The organism is Kribbella antiqua (assembly GCF_004345665.1).
Lineage (GTDB): Bacteria > Actinomycetota > Actinomycetes > Propionibacteriales > Kribbellaceae > Kribbella > Kribbella antiqua.
Map to the genome: position 1 here is coordinate 14063 of NZ_SLWR01000017.1, position 19026 is coordinate 33088.

General features: G+C 67.5%; 22 protein-coding genes and 1 tRNA gene. 14 read left to right on the forward strand and 9 right to left on the reverse strand.

Annotation, left to right across the window (positions count from 1 at the left end):
- Nucleotides 1-2 precede the first annotated feature (2 nt).
- From EV646_RS35495 to EV646_RS39645, 10 genes are all read left to right on the forward strand, one after another.
- The gene (locus tag EV646_RS35495) at nt 3-938 is read left to right on the forward strand and encodes an ABC transporter permease (protein ID WP_132156617.1); all 936 of its coding nucleotides are present in this window, start codon (nt 3-5) and stop codon (nt 936-938) included.
- Complete coding sequence (locus tag EV646_RS35500) at nt 935-1828, forward strand: ABC transporter permease (RefSeq protein WP_132156619.1); 894 nt, start codon at nt 935-937, stop codon at nt 1826-1828. The genes EV646_RS35495 and EV646_RS35500 overlap by 4 nt, the downstream gene beginning before the upstream one ends.
- Nucleotides 1828-2673 carry an ABC transporter ATP-binding protein gene (locus EV646_RS35505; protein WP_132156621.1) on the forward strand — a complete coding sequence of 282 codons (846 nt, stop codon included), beginning with the start codon at nt 1828-1830 and terminating at the stop codon, nt 2671-2673. The genes EV646_RS35500 and EV646_RS35505 overlap by 1 nt, the downstream gene beginning before the upstream one ends.
- Nucleotides 2670-3500: an ATP-binding cassette domain-containing protein gene (locus EV646_RS35510; protein ID WP_132156623.1), complete on the forward strand. Its 831-nt coding sequence runs from the start codon at nt 2670-2672 to the stop codon at nt 3498-3500. Before EV646_RS35505 ends, EV646_RS35510 begins: the two co-directional genes overlap by 4 nt.
- Nucleotides 3497-4438 carry an aldo/keto reductase gene (locus EV646_RS35515; protein WP_132156625.1) on the forward strand — a complete coding sequence of 314 codons (942 nt, stop codon included), beginning with the start codon at nt 3497-3499 and terminating at the stop codon, nt 4436-4438. The genes EV646_RS35510 and EV646_RS35515 overlap by 4 nt, the downstream gene beginning before the upstream one ends.
- 20 nt (nt 4439-4458) lie before the next feature.
- The gene (locus EV646_RS35520; RefSeq protein ID WP_132156627.1) at nt 4459-5223 is read left to right on the forward strand and encodes an HpcH/HpaI aldolase family protein; all 765 of its coding nucleotides are present in this window, start codon (nt 4459-4461) and stop codon (nt 5221-5223) included.
- Nucleotides 5220-6410: a sialidase family protein gene (locus EV646_RS35525; protein ID WP_132156629.1), complete on the forward strand. Its 1191-nt coding sequence runs from the start codon at nt 5220-5222 to the stop codon at nt 6408-6410. Before EV646_RS35520 ends, EV646_RS35525 begins: the two co-directional genes overlap by 4 nt.
- A complete protein-coding gene (locus EV646_RS35530) occupies nt 6400-7083 on the forward strand; it encodes an SDR family NAD(P)-dependent oxidoreductase (protein WP_132156631.1) in 684 nt (227 codons plus the stop codon). Before EV646_RS35525 ends, EV646_RS35530 begins: the two co-directional genes overlap by 11 nt.
- A gap of 143 nt (nt 7084-7226) precedes the next feature.
- A complete protein-coding gene (locus EV646_RS35535) occupies nt 7227-7469 on the forward strand; it encodes a hypothetical protein (protein WP_132156633.1) in 243 nt (80 codons plus the stop codon).
- Nucleotides 7470-7575: 106 nt separating this feature from the next.
- The gene (locus EV646_RS39645; protein ID WP_199237379.1) at nt 7576-7992 is read left to right on the forward strand and encodes a site-specific integrase; all 417 of its coding nucleotides are present in this window, start codon (nt 7576-7578) and stop codon (nt 7990-7992) included.
- Between the two features lie 138 nt (nt 7993-8130).
- Here EV646_RS39645 and EV646_RS35545 read toward each other — a convergent pair whose 3' ends face one another.
- Nucleotides 8131-8664 carry a 2'-5' RNA ligase family protein gene (locus EV646_RS35545; RefSeq protein WP_132156635.1) on the reverse strand — a complete coding sequence of 178 codons (534 nt, stop codon included), beginning with the start codon at nt 8662-8664 and terminating at the stop codon, nt 8131-8133.
- 99 nt (nt 8665-8763) lie between these two features.
- Nucleotides 8764-8836 (reverse strand) — tRNA-Lys (locus EV646_RS35550).
- A 390-nt stretch (nt 8837-9226) separates the two neighbouring features.
- On the opposite strand from EV646_RS35550, the gene EV646_RS35555 reads away from it, so the two are divergent.
- A complete protein-coding gene (locus EV646_RS35555; protein WP_132156637.1) occupies nt 9227-9445 on the forward strand; it encodes a hypothetical protein in 219 nt (72 codons plus the stop codon).
- A gap of 70 nt (nt 9446-9515) precedes the next feature.
- On the forward strand, nt 9516-9944 hold the full coding sequence (locus tag EV646_RS35560) for a cupin domain-containing protein (protein ID WP_132156639.1): 429 nt from the start codon (nt 9516-9518) through the stop codon (nt 9942-9944).
- Here EV646_RS35560 and EV646_RS35565 read toward each other — a convergent pair.
- The 7 genes from EV646_RS35565 to EV646_RS35595 are packed head-to-tail and all read right to left on the reverse strand — an operon-like array spanning nt 9931 to nt 16785.
- A complete protein-coding gene (locus tag EV646_RS35565) occupies nt 9931-10686 on the reverse strand; it encodes a creatininase family protein (RefSeq protein WP_132156641.1) in 756 nt (251 codons plus the stop codon). The two genes, EV646_RS35560 and EV646_RS35565, sit on opposite strands and share 14 nt — an antisense overlap.
- 11 nt (nt 10687-10697) lie before the next feature.
- The gene (locus tag EV646_RS35570; protein ID WP_132156643.1) at nt 10698-11993 is read right to left on the reverse strand and encodes an FAD-binding oxidoreductase; all 1296 of its coding nucleotides are present in this window, start codon (nt 11991-11993) and stop codon (nt 10698-10700) included.
- Nucleotides 11993-13162, reverse strand: a complete 1170-nt coding sequence (locus tag EV646_RS35575; protein WP_241996537.1) for a substrate-binding domain-containing protein — start codon at nt 13160-13162, stop codon at nt 11993-11995. Before EV646_RS35575 ends, EV646_RS35570 begins: the two co-directional genes overlap by 1 nt.
- 38 nt (nt 13163-13200) lie before the next feature.
- Nucleotides 13201-13998 (reverse strand): ABC transporter permease, encoded by a 798-nt coding sequence (locus EV646_RS35580; protein ID WP_132156645.1) that lies wholly within the window; start codon nt 13996-13998, stop codon nt 13201-13203.
- A complete protein-coding gene (locus EV646_RS35585; protein ID WP_241996538.1) occupies nt 13995-14729 on the reverse strand; it encodes an ABC transporter ATP-binding protein in 735 nt (244 codons plus the stop codon). Before EV646_RS35585 ends, EV646_RS35580 begins: the two co-directional genes overlap by 4 nt.
- Entirely contained in the window at nt 14726-15913 is a 1188-nt protein-coding gene (locus tag EV646_RS35590) for an amidohydrolase family protein (protein WP_132156647.1), read from the reverse strand. The genes EV646_RS35585 and EV646_RS35590 overlap by 4 nt, the downstream gene beginning before the upstream one ends.
- Nucleotides 15910-16785 (reverse strand): MBL fold metallo-hydrolase, encoded by an 876-nt coding sequence (locus tag EV646_RS35595; protein WP_199237380.1) that lies wholly within the window; start codon nt 16783-16785, stop codon nt 15910-15912. The genes EV646_RS35590 and EV646_RS35595 overlap by 4 nt, the downstream gene beginning before the upstream one ends.
- An 80-nt stretch (nt 16786-16865) precedes the next feature.
- Here EV646_RS35595 and EV646_RS35600 point away from each other — a divergent pair, with 80 nt between their 5' ends.
- Nucleotides 16866-17411: an XRE family transcriptional regulator gene (locus EV646_RS35600; protein ID WP_132156649.1), complete on the forward strand. Its 546-nt coding sequence runs from the start codon at nt 16866-16868 to the stop codon at nt 17409-17411.
- A 54-nt stretch (nt 17412-17465) separates the two neighbouring features.
- Nucleotides 17466-18980 carry an amidase gene (locus EV646_RS35605; RefSeq protein ID WP_132156651.1) on the forward strand — a complete coding sequence of 505 codons (1515 nt, stop codon included), beginning with the start codon at nt 17466-17468 and terminating at the stop codon, nt 18978-18980.
- The last annotated feature ends 46 nt before the right edge of the window (nt 18981-19026 follow it).

Consider the following 19026-nt stretch of genomic DNA (forward strand, 5'->3'; position numbering starts at 1 on the left):
CCATGCCACGCTACATTCTCAAGCGTCTCGGCCAGACCGTGCTGACGGCCTGGATCACTGTGACGGTCGTCTTCCTGCTTCTCCGGCTGGCCCCTGGTGATCCGGCCGTGAACTACGCCCCGCCGAACCCGACCAGCGAGCAACTGGCCGCCGTACGGCAGGAGTTCGGACTCGACCAGCCACTGTTGTCGCAGTACCTCACCTATCTCGGCAACCTGCTGCACGGCGACATCGGTACGTCGTTCCAGTTCCGGCAGCCCGCCCTGCAGGTAGTGATGGATCGACTGCCCTACACGGTCACGCTGGCCGTCGCGGCCATCGCGGTGACCGCGGCGCTCGCGATCCCGCTGGGCGTCTGGATGGCGCGGCGCGGCGACACCGCACCGGAGCTCGGCGCGAACATCGCCACCATCGCCGGCCAGTCGATGCCGGACTTCTGGATCGGCTTCGTGCTGCTGATCGTGTTCGCGGTCAACCTGCAGTGGCTGCCGTCGTCGGGGTTCACCTCGACGAGCGCGATCGTGCTGCCGTGCCTGACCATCGTGGTGCTTCAGGTCGCGCTGATCTCCCGGCTGGTCCGGCGTGAGATGGCGGTGAACCTGGCCGCTCCGTACCTGACCATCGCACGGTCCCGCGGCGTCTCCGAGCGTCGGCTGACCTGGCGCTACGCGTTCGCGAACTCGTCCATCCCGGTCGTCACCGCGCTCGGAACCCGGTTCGCCGCGATGCTCAACGGCGTGGTCATCGTCGAGGTGGTGTTCAAGTGGCCGGGCGTCGGCGAACTGGTGGTCGACGCGCTGTCGAGGCGGGACTTCCCGTTGATCCAGGCAACTGTCCTTGTGACTGTCGTCCTCGCCCTGGTGGTCCAGCTGCTGGTGGACCTGCTGTATCCGCTCATCGACCCCCGGGTCCGGCTCGGTCAGGAGGCCCGCTCGTGACAGACGTCGCCGCACCGTCAGGCATCGCCCGCAGGCTGCTCCGCCGGTCGGCTGCGGCGCGCAAGGCTCGCTACAGCACGATCAAGATCTGGGTCGGCGCGATCTGCGCCGGCATCGTGATCATCCCGGTGGCGCTCGCCCGCGTCCTTCCGCTCCCCGATCCCGTGCACGGTGTGCTCAAGGAGACGTCGCTTCCGCCGTTCAGCCCGGGTCATCTGCTCGGGACCGATCCGAACGGCCGGGACCTGCTCTCCCGCATCCTGCATGGCGGCCAGACCTCGTTGCTGATCGGAGTGCTGGCCATCGCCTTGTCCGGCGTCATCGGCATCGCGGCGGGCGCCGCCGCCGGCTACTTCGGCGGCTGGGTCGACACGATCGTCTCGCGTCTGCTCGAAGCCCAGATGTCGCTGCCGCTGCTGCTGATGCTGCTGCTGGTCGTCGCGCTCTTCGGCCCGTCCGTGCCGGTCATCACGCTGGTGATCGCGGTCGCGCAATGGCCGGAGCCGGCCCGGCTCACCCGCGCGCTGGTTCTGGTCGAGCGCGAGAAGCCGTACGTCGCCGCCGCCCAGGTGCTCGGGCTCGGACGACTGAAGATCATCGTCCGCCACATCGTCCCGAACATCCTGTCGCAGACCCTCGTCGTCGTCTTCCTGCTGCTCGCCCAGGCCGTGTTGCTCGAGAGCGCGCTCAGCTTCCTCGGCGCCGGTGTGCAACGCCCGTACCCGACCTGGGGCGGCATCATCTCCGACGGCCGTGAACTCTTCGTCACAGGTGCCTGGTGGCTCGTGACGATCCCCGGCATCGCGATCGCGCTGCTCGTGCTCGGCGTCAACCTGCTCGGCGACGGTCTGCGCGACCGGGTCCGCCGCGCGAAGGCGGTGACCGGCTGATGCCGATCCTCAGCGTTCGCGACCTCACCGTCGATCTGATGACCGCGGGCGGAGTGATCCGGGCCGTCGATGGCGTGACCTTCGGCATCGACTCCGGAGAAACCGTCACGATCATCGGCGAGTCCGGGTCCGGCAAGTCGACGACAGCGATGGCACTGCTCCGGTTGCTCCCGGACGATCTCGCCGTACTTGCGGGCCAAGCGGAGCTCACCGGCAAGGACGTGATCGGGACCCGCAAGCACATCGACGGACTGCGCGGGCGGGCAGTGGTGCTCGTCCCCCAGGACCCGATGACCGCGCTCAACCCGATCGCGACGGTGGGCCGGCAGATGGTCGAGGCGATCCGGCTGCGGCATCGGTGCGGCAAGGCGGAGGCACGTGACCGGGCACTCGCCTTACTCCGGCAGGTCCACCTCAGCCGGCCGGAGCAGCGCCTGAAGCAGTATCCGCACGAACTGTCCGGCGGTATGCTCCAGCGCGTCCTGATCGCGATGGCGCTGTCCGCCCAGGCCGAATTGATCGTGGCCGACGAACCCACCTCGGCACTCGACGTCACTGTGCAGGCCGGGATCCTCGACCTCCTGCTGGAGATCCAGCAGGAGACCGGCGTCGGCATCCTGCTGATCACCCACGACCTGGGCGTCGCCCGGCTGATGAGCGACCGGATCCATGTGATGCAGTCCGGCAAGTTCGTCGAGAGCGGCCCGGTCGAGCACGTGGTCGACCGGCCACAGCATGCGTACACCCGCAAGCTGCTCGACGCGATACCGAAACTCGGCCCTTGGGACGATCCCGACGTACCGACCGCCCGGAAGCTCGAAGTGATGAACGGAGGGTCGTCATGACCTTGCTGGAGGTCTCCGGTCTGGTGGTGCAGTACGGCGAGCATCGCGCCGTCGACGAGGTGTCCTTCGAGCTGCCTCGCGGTGGATCGCTGGCCCTGGTCGGCGAATCGGGTTCCGGGAAATCCACCATCGCGCGCGCCTTGGTGCGGTTGGTCCGGCCGTCGGCCGGGTCGATCGTGTTCGACGGAGTCGACCTGACGACCCTGACGGAACGCCGCTTGCGGCCACTGCGACACCGGATCCAGATGGTGTTCCAGGACCCGTACGGCTCGCTCGACCCGCACCTCGACGCCCAGCACATCGTCGCCGAACCGATCGCGGTCCGCGGCGAACGATCCCGCCGTACCCGGGAGAAGCGCGCGGCCGAACTGCTCGACCAGGTCGGACTGCCGTCGTCGGCGCTCACCCGCAAACCGCACGAGTTCTCCGGCGGCCAGCGGCAACGCATCGGCATCGCCCGCGCCCTCGCCTCCGAGCCGGACCTGTTGGTGCTGGACGAGGCGACGAGTGCTCTGGATGTCTCCGTCCAGGCGCAGGTACTCGAGATCCTGGCCGCATTGCGTGCCGAGCAGGGCCTGACCTACTTGTTCATCTCCCACAACCTCGGCGTCGTGACTGCCGTGTGCGACCAGGTCGCCGTACTGCGATCCGGTCAGATCGTGGAGCAGGGTGCGGTGGCCGACGTACTGCAGCGTCCACAGCACGAGTACACCCAGCGACTCCGGCGCAGCGCGCTCGAACCGGCGCTCATCTCGGGACGCAAACCCCGCGAAGTCGTCCGGGCGATCGCGGCATCCCGCACCGCGGAGAGCGCGGCCGCTTCATGACCGATCTCGTCCTCGGCACGATGACCTTCGGTGACACCGTCGACCTGGACCGGGCCCGGACGATGGTCGACGTTGCTCTGGGCAACGGCATCACTGCGATCGACACCGCCAACGGGTACGCCGGCGGCCGGAGCGAGGAGATGCTCGGCGAGATCCTGCGCGGGCGGTGGGAGGAAGTCACGATCGCGACCAAGGCCGGCGTCTACCCGGGTGACGCCGGCGGCCGGCCGCTCCTGTCGGGTAAGGGAATCCGATCGTCGCTCGAAGCCAGCTTGCGCCGTCTCGGGACCGATCGGGTCGATCTCTTCTATCTGCACCAGCCGGATCGGTCGGTGCCACTCGAGGAGACCGCGGGCGCGTTGGCCGACGCCGTACGGGACGGACTGATCGGCGCGATCGGCGTGTCCAACTACGCCGCCTGGCAGATCACAGACGTGTCCACCGCATGCGTCGCCGCCGGTGCGCCACGGCCGGTCGTCGCCCAGCAGCTGTACAACCTCGTCGCCCGCCGGATCGAGGCAGAGTACGTCGAGTACGCCGCCACACACCGCCTGGACACGATCGTCTACAACCCGCTCGGCGGTGGGCTGCTGACCGGACGGCACTCGTTCGACGACAGCCCCGACGAAGGCCGCTTCGGCTCGTCGGCGCTGTCTCAGATGTACCGGGATCGCTACTGGAGCCGTCCGCTCTTCGAGGCCGTCTCGTCGTTATCGACAATCGCGGCTGACGCGGGCCTTACGCTGCCGGAGCTTTCGCTGCGGTGGTTACTGTCCCGCGACGTCGTCACCGCCGTACTGCTCGGCGGTTCCAAGCCAGAGCAGCTGCTCAGCAACATCGCAGCCACGCAGCAAGGGCCCTTGCCACAGGACGTCCTCGACGCCTGTGACGAAGTCGGCCGCGTGCTGTCAGGTCCCATGCCTGCTTACAACCGATGACACTTGGAGAGTCCTTGCCTGTGACTGCCCGCTCCTTCACCGACAAGCTTCGCCGCCGCGACCGCGCCCTCGGCTACTGGGTCGTGCTCGACTCCCCCGTCGCGACCGAGCGCATCGCGCGCCTCGGCTACGACTACGTCTGTATCGACGCCCAGCACGGACTCATCGAGTACGCCGGGATCCTGCGCGGACTGACCGCCATCGACGCGGGCGGAGGCTCCGTCGGCCTGGTCCGGGTCGGTGCGAACGAGCCGTTCTACATCGGCCAGGCGCTCGACGCCGGTGCAGCCGGCGTCATCGTCCCACTCGTCAACACGGCCGACGACGCGGCCCGAGCGGTCGCGGCTGCGACGTACCCGCCCGGTGGTGTCCGTTCGTACGGACCGATGCGGTCGATGTTGCGGATCGGACCGAAGCCCGCCGAGGTCAACGCGTCGATCGCCGTACTGGCGATGATCGAGACTCCCGAGGGGCTGGCGAACGTGGAGAGCATCTGCGCCGTGCCCGAACTCACGGGCGTGTACGTCGGTCCTTCGGATCTCTGCCTCGCCGTCGGCGGCGCCTATCCCGGAGACCCGGCGGTAGCGGACGTTTTCGAGGCGTCGCTGGAGCGGGTGCGGACCGCGGCGAAAGCAGCGAACGTTGCTGCAGGCATCCATACCGCTCACGGGACGATCGCCGCGCAGCGGCTGGCCGAAGGATTCACGTTCGCTACCGTTTCCTCGGATCTCGTGCACCTCGAGCAGGCTGCAGCCGAGCACCTGCGCGTGGCGGGTGAAGGATGAGCGCGCTGGAGCAGTTGGCCACGGATGGCGTCGTACGCGAGCGAGCGGACGGGCTCGGCGAGGCGTTCCTGCCGACCGAGACCGTGCAGTCGCATGCCGCGCAGCTCGCCGTACTGCCTGGTGGTGACCTGGGATGCGTCTGGTTCGGCGGGACTCAAGAAGGCGTCGCGGACATCAGCGTGTGGTTCTCACGGCTCGCACCGGGTGGCAGGTGGAGCACGCCAGTGCAGCTCAGCAACGACAACACCCGCTCGGAGCAGAACCCGCTGCTGTTCCCTGCGCCCACAGGCGAGCTCTGGTTGCTCTACACCGCGCAGCATGCAGGCGACCAGGACACCGCGGTGGTCAGGGCGCGTGTCTCCAGCGACAACGGCGTGACCTGGGGACCGATCCGGGAACTGCTCAGCTCCCCGGACGGCGGTGTCTTCGTCCGGCAGCCGATCGTGGTCCTACCGAGTGGACGTTGGTTGCTACCGACGTTTGCCTGCGTACGGATCGAAGGTCGCAAGTGGGCAGGCGATCGGGACACCAGCAGCGTGTGGTTCTCCGACGATCAGGGCGCGTCCTGGCGGGAGGTGCCCGTGCCGGATTCGACCGGATGCGTGCACATGAACATCGTGCCGGGTGAGCGACTCACCGCGTACTTCCGGAGCCGCTGGGCCGACAACATCTACCGCAGTACCTCGACAGACGGAATCACGTGGGAACCGCCACAGCCGACCGAGCTCCCGAACAACAACTCGTCGATCCAAGCCATCGCCCTACCCGGTGGACTGACCGCGATGGTGTTCAACGACAGCAGCCGGGCCGACGCGGTCGCGCGCCGGGTCTCGCTGTATGACGAGATCGACGACAGCGGCATCGTCGAAAGCTCGAAGCCGCGGGTGCGCGAGGTCGAGGACGCCACCGAACGGACCGCCTTCTGGGGAGCACCACGGGCACCGCTCAGCCTCGCCGTCTCCCGCGACGACGGACTGACCTGGCCGCTCCGACGGGTGCTCGCCGACGGCGACGGCTATGCACTCTCGAACAATTCACGCGACGGTCTCAATCGCGAGCTCAGCTATCCCTCCGTGGTGATCGATGACCGCGGCGACCTCCATGTCGCGTTCACCCATCACCGCCGCGCGATCCGCTACCTTCGCCTTCCGGCCGCAAACCTCCAGGAACAATTGAATGCCGGCTGACCGCACAGCCGTCATCAGCGGGGTCAGCTCCGGGATCGGGCGGGCCATCGCGGCCCACCTGCTCGCAGACGGCTGGACCGTGATCGGCCTATCCCGGCGCCAGCCCGACCTGAGCGCTCAACGCTTCAGCTGGCGACACTGCGATCTCACCCATCCCAGGAGCACAGAGGGCGCGGTCAGCGACATCGGGACCGTTCAAGCGCTCATCCACGCGGCCGGCTTCCAGGTCAGCGGCCGGCTCGGCGCCCTCGATCCCGACGACGGCACCCACATGTACGCCGTCCACGTCGACGCCGCGATTCGCCTCGCCAACAGCCTCGTCGACCGGATAACAGCCGGCGGCCGAATCCTGCTGATCGGCAGCAGGACCGCCGTCGGCGTCGCGGGCAAGAGCCAGTACGCCGCGACGAAGGCCGCCCTGCGCGCCTTGGCACGATCCTGGGCAACGGAACTCGCGCCCCGGCGAATCACCGTCAACGTCATCGAACCCGGCCCAACCGAAACCGCAATGCTCACCGACCCCGCCAGAGCCACGACACCACCCGTCACACCACCCCTCGGCCGCCTCATCCACCCCGAAGAAGTCGCCGCCCTCGCCCACTACCTCCTCACCGACAACAGCGCCATGATCACCGGCCAACACCTGACAATCTGCGGCGGCGCTTCCCTCTGACCGCCCCATGCGCGGCACATAACGAGGCCCAAGCGGCACAAGGCTCCGAGCCCTCACACGTTCCAGCTACAGCGGCAGCACCCGTCTGGCGGCCGCCACGGATCGCGGCCACCAGCAGAACCGCCAATCCCAGGGTGGCGAAGATGGGTCGCGTCGAGTTCGGCTCTGGCGGCCTCGGCGTACTCTTTCTCGGCTTCCTTGGCCAGCGCGCGGAGCTCGGCGCGTCGTTGTTGTTGTGTGGGCTGTTTGGCCGGTGGGCGTTTGGGTGGTTGTCGGGTGGGCTTGTTGCTGCGTACGACGCGTGGCTTGATCGGTGCGAGTTTGGCCGGCGCACCGGTCTCGTCAACAACACCGAACCGATATGCCGCAGCGCACTGGTCAGCTGACCTGAAGGCAGCAGCTGCGCTGCGCCGGGATCGACCAGGGCCGCATCCAGCGTTTCGGTGAGACGCTGTGCAACGGCGCCACTGATCGGACGGCCGAGCGATTCGCATGGGAAGCAGCCGTCCTCACGAGAGTCTGGACCAGCTGAGGTCTGCCGCCGCTCAATTGCTCGACCTGTACCGCGTTGCCGGTAGCGACCGAGTCGAGCTGACGGACATCGCCACCCAGGCCGCCGAAGGGAGTCAGGCCGACGCGCTGGCGTGGATAACGTCACATTCGTTCCGCAAGACGACGGCGACGATCCTGGACGACGCCGGACAGAGCGCGCGGCAGATCGCGGACCAGCTCGGGCACGCGCGGCCGTCGCTGACCCAGGACGTGTACATGGGGCGTCGGGCCAAGAACCCGGCCGCGGCGGCAGCGCTTGAGGTCGCGCTCAACAGATCTGCTGATGTGACGGCTCGGCTCGGACACGGAGAGCCGACTGACTCCACAGACATCTACAGCCGATCGCCTGCGCGGTAGCCGCTGAGGCGTCCCGGTCTCCGAGTACGCGGTGCCGAGCCGAGTTCAAGGTGTCCAGCGCGGTCTGTAGGACGCCTGGGCATCTCCGCTCGGCGGATCGATCATCTACCCCGGTCTAGCCAGGTTTAGAGGCCCGCGTTAGTGCGGCGCGCCTTGTGAGAGTCCAGCAAATGGTGCTCGGGCAACGCGGTACCAACCGCGCACCTCGGGGTCGTCTCCCGCCCAGAGTTCGATGGCGTCGAACCGGACGGTCAGCGGAAGGCGGATGCGCATGCCGTCGATGATGGTGTGTTTCGCCGCGTCGGGAATGTCTGAGTAGAGCAGGCTGAGATGGGGCATGAAGGGCCAAGGGTCCAGCGCCCAGGCACGCTGCGCTGCCTCGTGGAGCGCCATGAGCTGCGCGGAGGGCTCCGCCTGCAAGTACAGCGCCCGGAAGTAGGTCTGCTCGTGCCCGACAGCGGTAAACGTCAGATCAACCGGCGGCGTATCGGCAACCAGCGACCCGAGTGTCTGACCGGCCGCGTCAAGAGCAGAGTCGAAGGTGGGGGCCAGCGTCACGTGCGGGTGGAACCGGGCCGCATCCTGCTCGGCGGCCAGGCTGTCGATTGTGGCCACAAGGTGACCCCGCACCCGGCCAGCGGCGGGCACGAGCCAGGTCATGAGCGCTGTCATCACCGCGCACGTTACCCACGGGCGGCGGCAAAGGCATGGGATAAGGCATGGGAGCCGGATACACGAAAGCCCAGGTCAGCGCTCTGACCTGGGCTTTTGTGCGCCGCCAGGGACTCGAACCCCGAACCCGCTGATTAAGAGTCAGCTGCTCTGCCAATTGAGCTAGCGGCGCTTGTCTTGCTGTCGAACGATGAGGATCGTAGCAGGGGTCGGCGGGAGATACGAAATCGGTTATCGGGAGGCTTCCGGGTCAGGGGATGTGGGGTGGCGAGACCCTTAGGGCGGGGGGTGGGGGGACCTAGGGCGAGTCGGGGGTGGGTAGGTAGGAACATCGGTAATTTCCCCAATGTGCGCGAACTTCGGAGCTGGGATGGTGGTCTAACCAGGTAGCCGAGGGAGGTGCATGACGATGCGACAGATCCAGATCCGCAGGAGGCCGCTCCGTACGGTCACTCGCCGTACGACGAAGCTTCTCGACCTCCGCACCCCGTCCGGCCGACCGCTCCCGTTCTGAGCCCACCACTCCCCCGTTCTGAAACGCACGACACCGAAACGCACGATCATGAACCTCCGACTGCACGTCCACCGCACGTTCGCCAGTGGCTGGTGCGTCGACATCGACGACGACTACGACCGTCAGCCCGACGACCCGTACTGGTGCGCCGACCACTGGCCGACCCTCCAGGACGCGATCGCCGCCGGCTGCGAGCAACTGAAGAAGCTGTCCCTCCAGGGCGCCCTCGCCCGGGTCAGCGGCCAGTACGACGTACTCGCGGCATAGAAACGTCGATGTAATACCAGCGCTCTAGGCTGGATGTTGATCACGTCAACATCCAGCGGAGGAGCCCCCAATGAGTGGAGAGCCACCAGTTGTACGTCGGCTCGACCAGCTGCCGGCGTACCTGATCTCGCCGAACGACACCGTGCGGCTGGCTGAGTTGGCGGGACCGAAGCAAGGGTCGGGCACGAGCGTGTTCCTCGAGATCTGGGAGCCGGGCGGCGCGCAGCCGCTGAACTCGCACCCGGACTCGGCGGAGATCTTCATCGTCCTCAAAGGCCAGGCGACGGCCCACAGCGACGAGCACGAGCTCACGCTCACAGCCGGCGACGTACTCGTCCTCCAGCCGGGGTCGGAGCACCGGATCCTCAACACGAGTGAGACCGACAAGCTCTACACGATCACCGTGATGGCCGACGACGGCGGCTTCGCCAAGCTCGTCACCGACGGGACGCCCACAGCGCTGACGCCGGACGAGATCGACACCCTCATGCAACGCTGAAGCGGGACGCCTCCTCCAGAGCGGCCGCGGTGGTCTCCACCGCGGCCTCGAAGTGCGCCTTCCCGACCGCCGCGGTCGCACCGGTGGGATCGCCGATGTGACCCGCCGGCCCGAAGTCGTCCGACAGCCAGCCGAACGAAACCGGCATCCCGAAGCCGATCTGCTCGTACGACGTCAAGGCCTCAGGCACAGCCGGAGTCGCCAGCTCCAACCGCACCAGCTCCGGGCGCAAGTGCAGCACCATCGACGTCTCCTGGAATCCGCCGTGAATCCCCATCCCGAGCTCCGACGGTTCCGACGTACGGCCGCCGTGGTCCACCGGCACCGAAGGATGCCCGAGGAACGTCTGCAACCCGAACTCCCGCCGCAGCTCCCGGCACGCGACCTGCCCGAGGGCCGAGTTGCCGCCGTGCCCGTTGAGGAAGAACAGCCGCCGGATCGGCGTAGCCGCGAGCGACCGGCCGATGTCGATCAGCGTGCGCATCAGCGTCTCCCACGACAGCCAAATCGTCCCTGGCGCCCACGCGTGCTCGTCGGACTTGGTGTAAGCGAGTGCCGGCAGCAACAAGACCGGAGCCGCGGCGGCGGACACCGCGGCCTCTGCGACCGACGACGCGATCAGGTAGTCGGTCGACACCGGCAGGTGCGGCCCGTGCTGCTCGATCGCGCCCAGCGGCAACACCGCCACGGTGTCGGCAGACAATGCGGCGATCTCGGGGAAGGTGTGATCCACGAAGTACATACGAAAACCCTTCAGGCGTTGAGCTTTCCCGGATTCAGCAGGCCCTTCGGATCTGTCCGCGGCACCGTCTCCAAGATCTGGGCGACGTGCCGGTCGACGTTCCACTGATGCGGCGAATGGATCCCGATCCCCAGGCTCTCCAGCTCGGCGAACCCGGCCAGCACCCGCTCCTCGCTCTCGTAGTCGGCGACGAGCATCCCGATCGGCCCGTTCACGCCGAGCTCCAGGTGGATCCGGGAGTTCGGATACACCGACCGTACGGCGTCCGGGTCGTCCCACAACGGCATCCCGCCGACCTCCAGGTGGAAGCACGGATACCCGGACTGCTGCAGGAAGAAGATCGGATGGTTGTACGACATCGTGCTCAGCCGATCGGTCTGCCCATACCCCTCCAGTACGGCGACAACGGTGCCACCCGCGGCCGTCACCAGCCGCGAAACCGACGCCACCGTGGACGCTTCGAGGATGATGCGCAAGCTGATCCGGGATGGATCAAGATCGACCGGCGCCGGCAGGTTGGCGACCAACGGAGGCTCGTCGGCCGACGCCAGTCGCGGCAGCACCGGAAGCTCCGGCAAGGCCCGGTGCACCTCGACGGCGGCGTCGTACGAGTCGAAGGACGCATAGAAGGAGACCCACTCACGCGCCTCGGCGGTACGCACGGTCAGCTCGGTGATGATGCCGGTCACGCCGTACGCATGGATATAGGCCAACGCGTCAGACCCCGACACGGCAAAGACAGAACCGCGACCGTCGCAGGGCGCGATCACGAGCTCCTCGACCCAGCCGTCCGCCGTCGTCCCGTGCTCGATCGTCCCGGTGCCGGCGCTGCCGCCGCCGATGAAGCCGCCGAGCGACGACCCCTTCGTCGACGGGAACATCCAGAGGTCGGCGCCGGCCGCGCGCACCTCGCGATCGACCACGGTCAGCCGCGCGCCGGGCTGAGTACGAACGTATCCGTCCCCGACGTCAACCACCTTGTCCAACCCGCGCAGGTCGAGCAGGACCCCGCCGGAGAACGGCGTCGCCTGCCCGTAGTTGCCCGTGCCTGCACCGCGTGGCGTGACCGGTACGTCGTACTCGTAGGCCAACGCGAGCAACGCCGGGATCTGCTCCGGAGATGTCGGCCGTACGGCGACATCGGCGAGGAACCGGCCGGGCGGGATCTTCTCCATCAGGATCGGCGACAGCCGCGCCCAGTCGGCCGACACCCGGCGGATCGTCCGTGGATCGGTCGACACCACCGACGGACCGAACTCTGCCGTGAGTACGGACGCAAATCCGGCGAGCTCAGATGTGGTCGTCATCAGCTCTGCTTGATCGACTTGTCGATGAACTCGTTGGTGACCAGGTCCGCCGGTTTCAAGCCCGGCTTGATCGAAGCGCCGCCTTGTTTCAAGATCGGCGAGAACGTGTCGAGGATCTCCTGCACCCGCTTCTCGTCGAACCCGCCGAGGCTGCCGGTGGCAGGGTCGTTGGCGATGATCTGGTACTTCGCCATCGACTCGGCGGCGTACGTCGCGACGCCCTCGGAGTAGGTCCAGCCGGTGTTGTACTTCTGCACCAGCTCGACGATGAGCTGGTTAACCGGCGACGGGTTCGCCAGGTAGTCGATCTGCGCCTGCTGCAGGATCGGTACGAGTTTCTTCAAGCAGGCCGACTGTTTCGTGACGTCGTCGGTCCGCACCGAGAATGCCTCGGGATAGATGTTGTAACCGATGTCGGCCAGCAACTGGCTGCCGATCGGCTTCTTCCAGGCGCTGACCTCATGCTCGTAGATGTAAGGCTCAGCACTGATGAAGCCCTGCTGCAGGATCTTCGGGTCGCCGACGAACCGCGCCGGGGTGCCTTCGTAGCCGGTGTCGATCTGCTTCTTGGTGATCATGCCCTTCGACATCAGCAGCGCCGGGATGATGTCGCCCGCGGTCACCACCACCGCACCCGTCTTGGCGACGTCGGCGATCGTCTTGGCGTCCGGATACGTCTTCGGGTCCCACATCAGGATCTGCGGGCTCTTGTTGAGCGGGGCAACGACCGCGGTCGTCGGCTGCTTCACCGAGCCCGAGATCGCGGCGTCCGAGCTGACCGCGCCGATCAGGATGCTCTTGTCCAGATACATCAGCGCCGGCACCGGCTGGAAGCCGACCGATGGTCCGCCTGCCCGCACCTCCACCTTGACGCCGGTATCGACGCCACCCGCGACGAGTGGACCGGTGACGCGCTTCTTCGCGGTGTCGATCGTGTAGCCCGGCCCGACCAGTTGGTACATCGCCGAGTGCTCGGCCTCCGGCTGCCAGTCCTGCTGCATCACGACGGTCTTCGGGCACACACTCGACAGGTCCTTGGCCGAGCCAGTGGTGGCGGCCGAGGTGGCTTGCACTCCGCCGCCTGACGTCGTACTCGCGGCGCCGTTGCCGCACGCGGACAACGCCAGTACGGCGGTACCGACCACAGCGGCGGTGATCTTGCGATTCATGGGACTCCTCACAGGGGAATGACTACCGACGACAGTGCTTATCTGTGGATGGCGCCGTACCAGCGGCCGACGATGATCCGGTCGAGCGTGGCGAAGACGGAGAAGAACGCGACGCCGAACAGCGACGCCAGCCCGATCGCGGTGAACAGGTCCTCGGTCTGCAACCGCGCGGTGTAGATGTCCAGCAGGCCGCCGATACCGACCAAGCCCTGCCGGAAGAAGGTGTCGCCGACGATCGCGCCGATCACCGACAACCCGGCGGAGATCCGCAGTCCGCCGAAGATCGCCGGTACGGCGGCCGGCAGCTGCAGCTTCACCAGTCGCTGCCAGCGGGTCGCCTTGTTCAGCGTGAACAGGTCGTGCGCGGCCGCGGTCGGCGACTGCAGCCCGAACAGGGTGTTGGAGATCATCGGGAACAGCGAGATGATCACGCAGACCACGACCCGGCTGCTGAACCCGTACCCGAACCAGATGCCCAGCAACGGCACCAGCGCGAGAATCGGCACCGTCTGCAGGATGACGGCGTACGGATAAAGCGCCCGCTCCAGCCACGTTGTCTGCACCATCACGACGGCCTGCGCGATCCCCAGTACGACGGCGATCACCAGCCCGACCACGGCGACGCGGACCGACAGGGCGAGCGCGTCGAGCATCGGATCGAGGTGCGCGGGGTCGAGGAGCGACGTCTTGATCACCTCGTGCGGCGGCGGAAGCATGAACCGCCGGTCCTCGCCGAGCACCAGGTACGTCACGGCGTACCACACGCCGATCGCAGTCGCCAGCGCGCCGATCATCGGACCGGCGCTGAGCAGCAGCTTGATGTACCACTTCCTCATGGGTGATCGCCTTCCAGCGCGGCGGAAACGGCACCCGTCAGCGCCGTGAACTCCGGTTCGTACCGCAACTCCGGCGATCGCGGGTACGCCCACGGAACGTTGAAGTCGGCAACGATCCGGCCCGGCCGTCCGCTCATCACCAGCACCCGGTTGCTCAGGTAGACCGCCTCCGGGATGGAGTGCGTGATGAACAGGCCCGCGAAAGACTTGAGCTGGAAGAGGCGCTGCAGCTCGGTCTGCATCCGCAGCCGGGTGATCTCGTCGAGAGCACCGAACGGCTCGTCGAACAGTGCGAGTTGTGGTTCGGCGACCAGCGACCGCGCGATCGACACCCGCATCCGCATGCCGCCGGACAGCTGCCGCGGGAACTGTTTCTCGAAGCCGGTCAGGCCGACCAGGTCGAACGCTTCCCGGGCGCGTTGGCGACGCTCGGCCTTCGGTAGACCGCGCAGCTCGCCGACGAGTTCGACGTTCGACAGCGCCGACCGCCATTCCAGCAGCGTCGGTTCCTGGAACACATAGCTGGTCGACTCCGCCTCGACCTCGATCCGGCCGTCCGTCGCTCGCTCCAGTCCCGCGGCGAGCCGCAGCAACGTCGACTTGCCACAGCCGGACGGCCCGACGACCGAGACGAAGTCGCCGGAGGCAACGACCAACTCGACTCCGGTCAGCGCAACGGTGCCGGTGGCAAACGTCTTCGAAACCCCTTCCATCACGAGGGTTTTACTCACAGCGCCTCCATCGAGCTCACGTGGCTGACGGCAACTACTCGACCACCGTGCAGGACGATCCGGGTGTCGTCCCAGCCCGCGAGGACATTGCCGAGATCGGTGTCCGGTACAACGATCAGATCTGCGGGCCGACCGGCTTCGATCCCGACCTGCGGCAGGCCCAGCACCGTCCGGGCGCCGGTCGTCACTGCCGCCAAAGCCTCCGAAGGGCGCAGGTGCCCGGCGGCGATCAGCAAGGCGGTGGTCTCGAACGGATCCGCCCGTCCGACCGGATTGAACGGATCGCGCAGATTGTCACCGCCCGCCGCCAACGGGATGCCCGCGTCGAGAATCGCCCGTACGGCGGTCAGCCCACGTGGCACCAGGTGACTCGCCTCGCGCCCTTGCAGGTAGAGGTTGGTGATCGGCAGCGTGACGATGCCGATGCCGGCTTCCTTGACGAGCTCGAGCACGGGCGCGAGCTGGTCAGGTGGCAGCGAACCGAGTCGCACGCAATGGCTCGCGGTCACCTGCTGCGTGAGCCCGCGCGCGATCACTTCCTTGGCCAGCATCTCGAGGTCCAGCTCAGGAGCAGGCACTTGCTCATCGGCATGCAGATCGATCGGGACACCGGAACGCTGCGCGATGTCGAGGAGCCGGGTGAGTTCGGGCGTGGGTGCCGGCGCGAGATGCGGGCAACCGCCGAGAATGTCGATGCCCCGGGCAAGTGCTTCCTCGATCACGTCATCGCTGGTCTGATGACCGGCCAGCGCGACGAGTTGGAGTGTCACTCTGTCGCCGAGGTACTCGCGAAGCCGGACCAAGGCGTCGACACCCCGCATCGGATCGCCGGTGCCGGGTAGGTCGACATGGCTGCGAATGGTGGTGATGCCGCGTGACACATAGCGCCGTACCGCTCGCAGCGCCCGGTCGTAGATGTCCTCGCTGTCGATCCGGGCGGCGAGGTCGCGCCACTGGGCGATCGCGGCGGGGAGATCGTTCTGCTCGGGATCGACGCGTTCGCCGGTCAGCGCTTTGTCGAGGTGGGCGTGTGGCTCGGAGGCTGCGGGGATCACGCGCCAGCCGCTCGGCGTCGTGGCGGCCTCGACGCTGACGATGCGGCCTTCGCCGAGAGTCAGGTCGACGAGCGAACCGTCCAGCGCACGGACGCCGGGGAGGCTGCTGATCACCTCGCCGGGCTTCATGCGGCAGGCTCCGTGAGGATGACGACGCCGCCGACCTCGTGCCGATCGACCGGACGCCCGAGCAGATCCTTGTCGGGTCGCGGCGTGGATTCCCCCTGCAGTACGGCGTTTGCGGCGTACGCGACGGCTGCGGTCGACTGCCCGGGCAGCTCGTAGAGCAGGTTGTGCGCGACCAGGACCCGTGCCGGCGAGAGCTCGGCCAGCCGTGCGGTCGACGCCGCGAAAGTCTTCAGATCGGCGTCGTCGCCGTGCAACCAGAACGCGGCTGCGAGGATCGTGTCCCCGGCGATCAGCGTGCCGGTGGATTCGTCGTACAGACAGATCGCGTCGGGCGCGTGGCCGGGGGTGTGCAGCACGCGCAAGGTTCGGCCGCCGAGGTCGATTCGGTCGCCATCCGCGAGCGCGCGAGTCGGTTGCACGGGGGGCACCTGCCAGCCGGTCAGGTCGGGGAGTTCGCGCATCCGTGGGAGGTTGGCGGCGACGAAGAAGCTCTGCGCGTCCAACTCGAGATAGCGGAGGTAATCGGCGTACACCGATCGCATCGCGCGCTCGTACATCCTGAGGAACTCTGGGTCGACCTCCGCGTGCCGGCCGGCCGGATGTGCGGCGATGTCGATCAGCCGGGGATGGTCGAGCAGGGAGGCGTTGCCGCCGCGGTGGTCGAGGTGGTCGTGCGAGTTCACCACGAGCAGCGGCAGGTCGGTGAGTTCTGGTACGACGTCGGCGATCGACGCGATCCCCATGCCGGTGTCGAACAGCAGCGCGGTCGTCGTACCTGAGACCAGGAAGCTGTTGGCATGACCCGGCTCGGCGATGAGCTGGACTCCGTCGCCCAGCTCCCGGATCTCGAACCAGTCGTCCAAGCCGCTCACCTTCAGAATGTTGATGTGAGTAACATTAGGAACGGTACGGACGGTCAGTTTCAGCCACGTTTCCGCGGAGGATCTGCTGTATGAATCAGGACGAGGTCGACGCCCGGCTGGGGACGGCGATCCGCGCCCTGCGGCACACCCGCCAGCGCACGCTGGTGGAGATCGCCGCGGTGACCGGGCTGTCACATCCGTTCCTCAGCCAGATCGAGCGCGGCCGCGCGCGACCCTCGATGCGGTCGCTGTTCCTCATCGCCGAGGCACTCGGTACGACGCAACAGGCGCTGCTCGCCGAGGTGTCGTCATCGGCCGAGGAGACGCCGTTGATCGGCGCCGGCACGCGACTCCTGCTGCACGAGGGTGGCGTCGACATCACCGAGTTCGCCGAGATCGGCACGTCGTACGAGGAGTTCTTCACCCACGCCCGGCCGGAGTTCCTGTACGTCGTGACCGGCACGCTGGAGGTGGAGACGCGTGTGAGCGACGATGCCGCGAGCAACTTCACGACAGTAAAAGCGCGCGAGTCGATCCACTACCCCGGCGGCACGCTGCACCGCTTCCGCCGGGCGAGCGCCGAGCCCTGCGTCGTCTTGATTGTCCACGGTGACGAGCATGTTTCCCGCACGTAAGCATCTGCGTGCGACCACCCGCCACCGCTTGATTGCTACCTACGATCGGCTCCGATGAACTCATTGCTGCAGGCATTCATGCGTTATGAGCGGGCCCTGCTCGCCAACGACGTACCTGTGCTGGACGAACTGTTCGCCGAAGGCTCGGAGACGCTGCGAGCCGACGGTGGTGCGGTGCTGGTCGGGCACGAGCACATCGCCGCGTTCCGGGCTGGGCGGCCTGGCGTTCCGCCCCGAACGCTGGAGCGCGTACATCTACGCGAGCTCACGCCCGACGCGGTCGTGCTGATGGCCGAGACCTCCCGCCCAGACGGCACCACCGGCATCCAAACCCAGCTATGGCAGCGGTTGCCCAAAGGCTGGGTCGTAACCGTCGCCCACGTCTCGACGGCGCCGCCCGCTCGTCCGGTGGAGCTTCCGATCGATCCGGTCGCCTGGCGCATCGCACCCGGCGACAAGCCATTGGTGGAAGGTGCAGAGGGTCCGCTGAGCAACTTGCGGGTTGCGGTCAAGGACCTCTTTGCGGTGGCAGGCCAGCGGATCGGCGCCGGCAATCCGGCTTGGCTGGCTGAAGCATCTGTGGAGTCGGCACATGCCGGCGCGGTTGCCGCGCTGCTGAACGCAGGCGCGGATGTCGTCGGGATCGCGCAGACCGATGAGCTCGCCTTCTCCTTGGCCGGCACCAACATCCACTACGGCACACCTCTCAATCCCGCCGCACCTGGCCGGATCACCGGCGGCTCGAGTAGCGGGTCAGCGGCTGCGGTCGCCGCCGGCCACGCCGACCTCGGTCTCGGCACCGACACGGCCGGCTCGATTCGCGTCCCGGCGTCGTACTGCGGCCTTTATGGACTGCGTACGACGCATGATGTCGTGGACAGATCCGGCCTGGTCGCGCTGGCGCCGTCGTTCGACGCGGTTGGGCTGCTCGCGCGGACAGGCGCCGTACTCGCGGCTGGTGCTGAGGTGTTGCTGCCTGCCGCCGAGGTCATGCCGGCTCGGGAGTTGCTCGTCGCGCCCACGTTGATGGAGTTGGCAGCACCCGACACACGACTCGCAGTCGAGGCGGCGCTGCGGGCGCTGATGCTGCGGTTGGACCTTCCGGTGCGTGAGGTCGACGTGGACCGTGCCGCGCTGGAGGAGTGGTTCCTGGCGTTCCGCAAGGTGCAGTCGGCCGAGGCTTGGCGGATCCATGGGGAGTTCGTCGCGGCGCATCCCGGGGAGTTCGAGCCCGCGGTGGAAGCACGCTTCCGGTCCGGTGCCGAGGTTTCCGACGTCGAGGCTGCGCGCTCGATCCTGGCCGAGGCCCGTTCGCAATTGCGTGAGCTGCTGCCCCCTGGCGTCGTACTCGCGCTGCCGAGTTCGGCGAGTCCGGCTCCGCCTGTCGATGCCGACGCCGCCACCATCGACACGATCCGCGCCGGCACTCTGCGCCTGACCTGCCTCGCATCCCTCGCCGGACTGCCCGCGCTCAGCATCCCGACCGCGCGAGTCGGAACGTTGCCCGCCGGACTCTGCCTGGTCGGCGGCCCTGAGGCCGACCGCTCGCTGCTCGCCCTGATCGACTGATTGCCGATCACCTGATCGCCCCCACCGCGCCCATCGCCCCATCGTC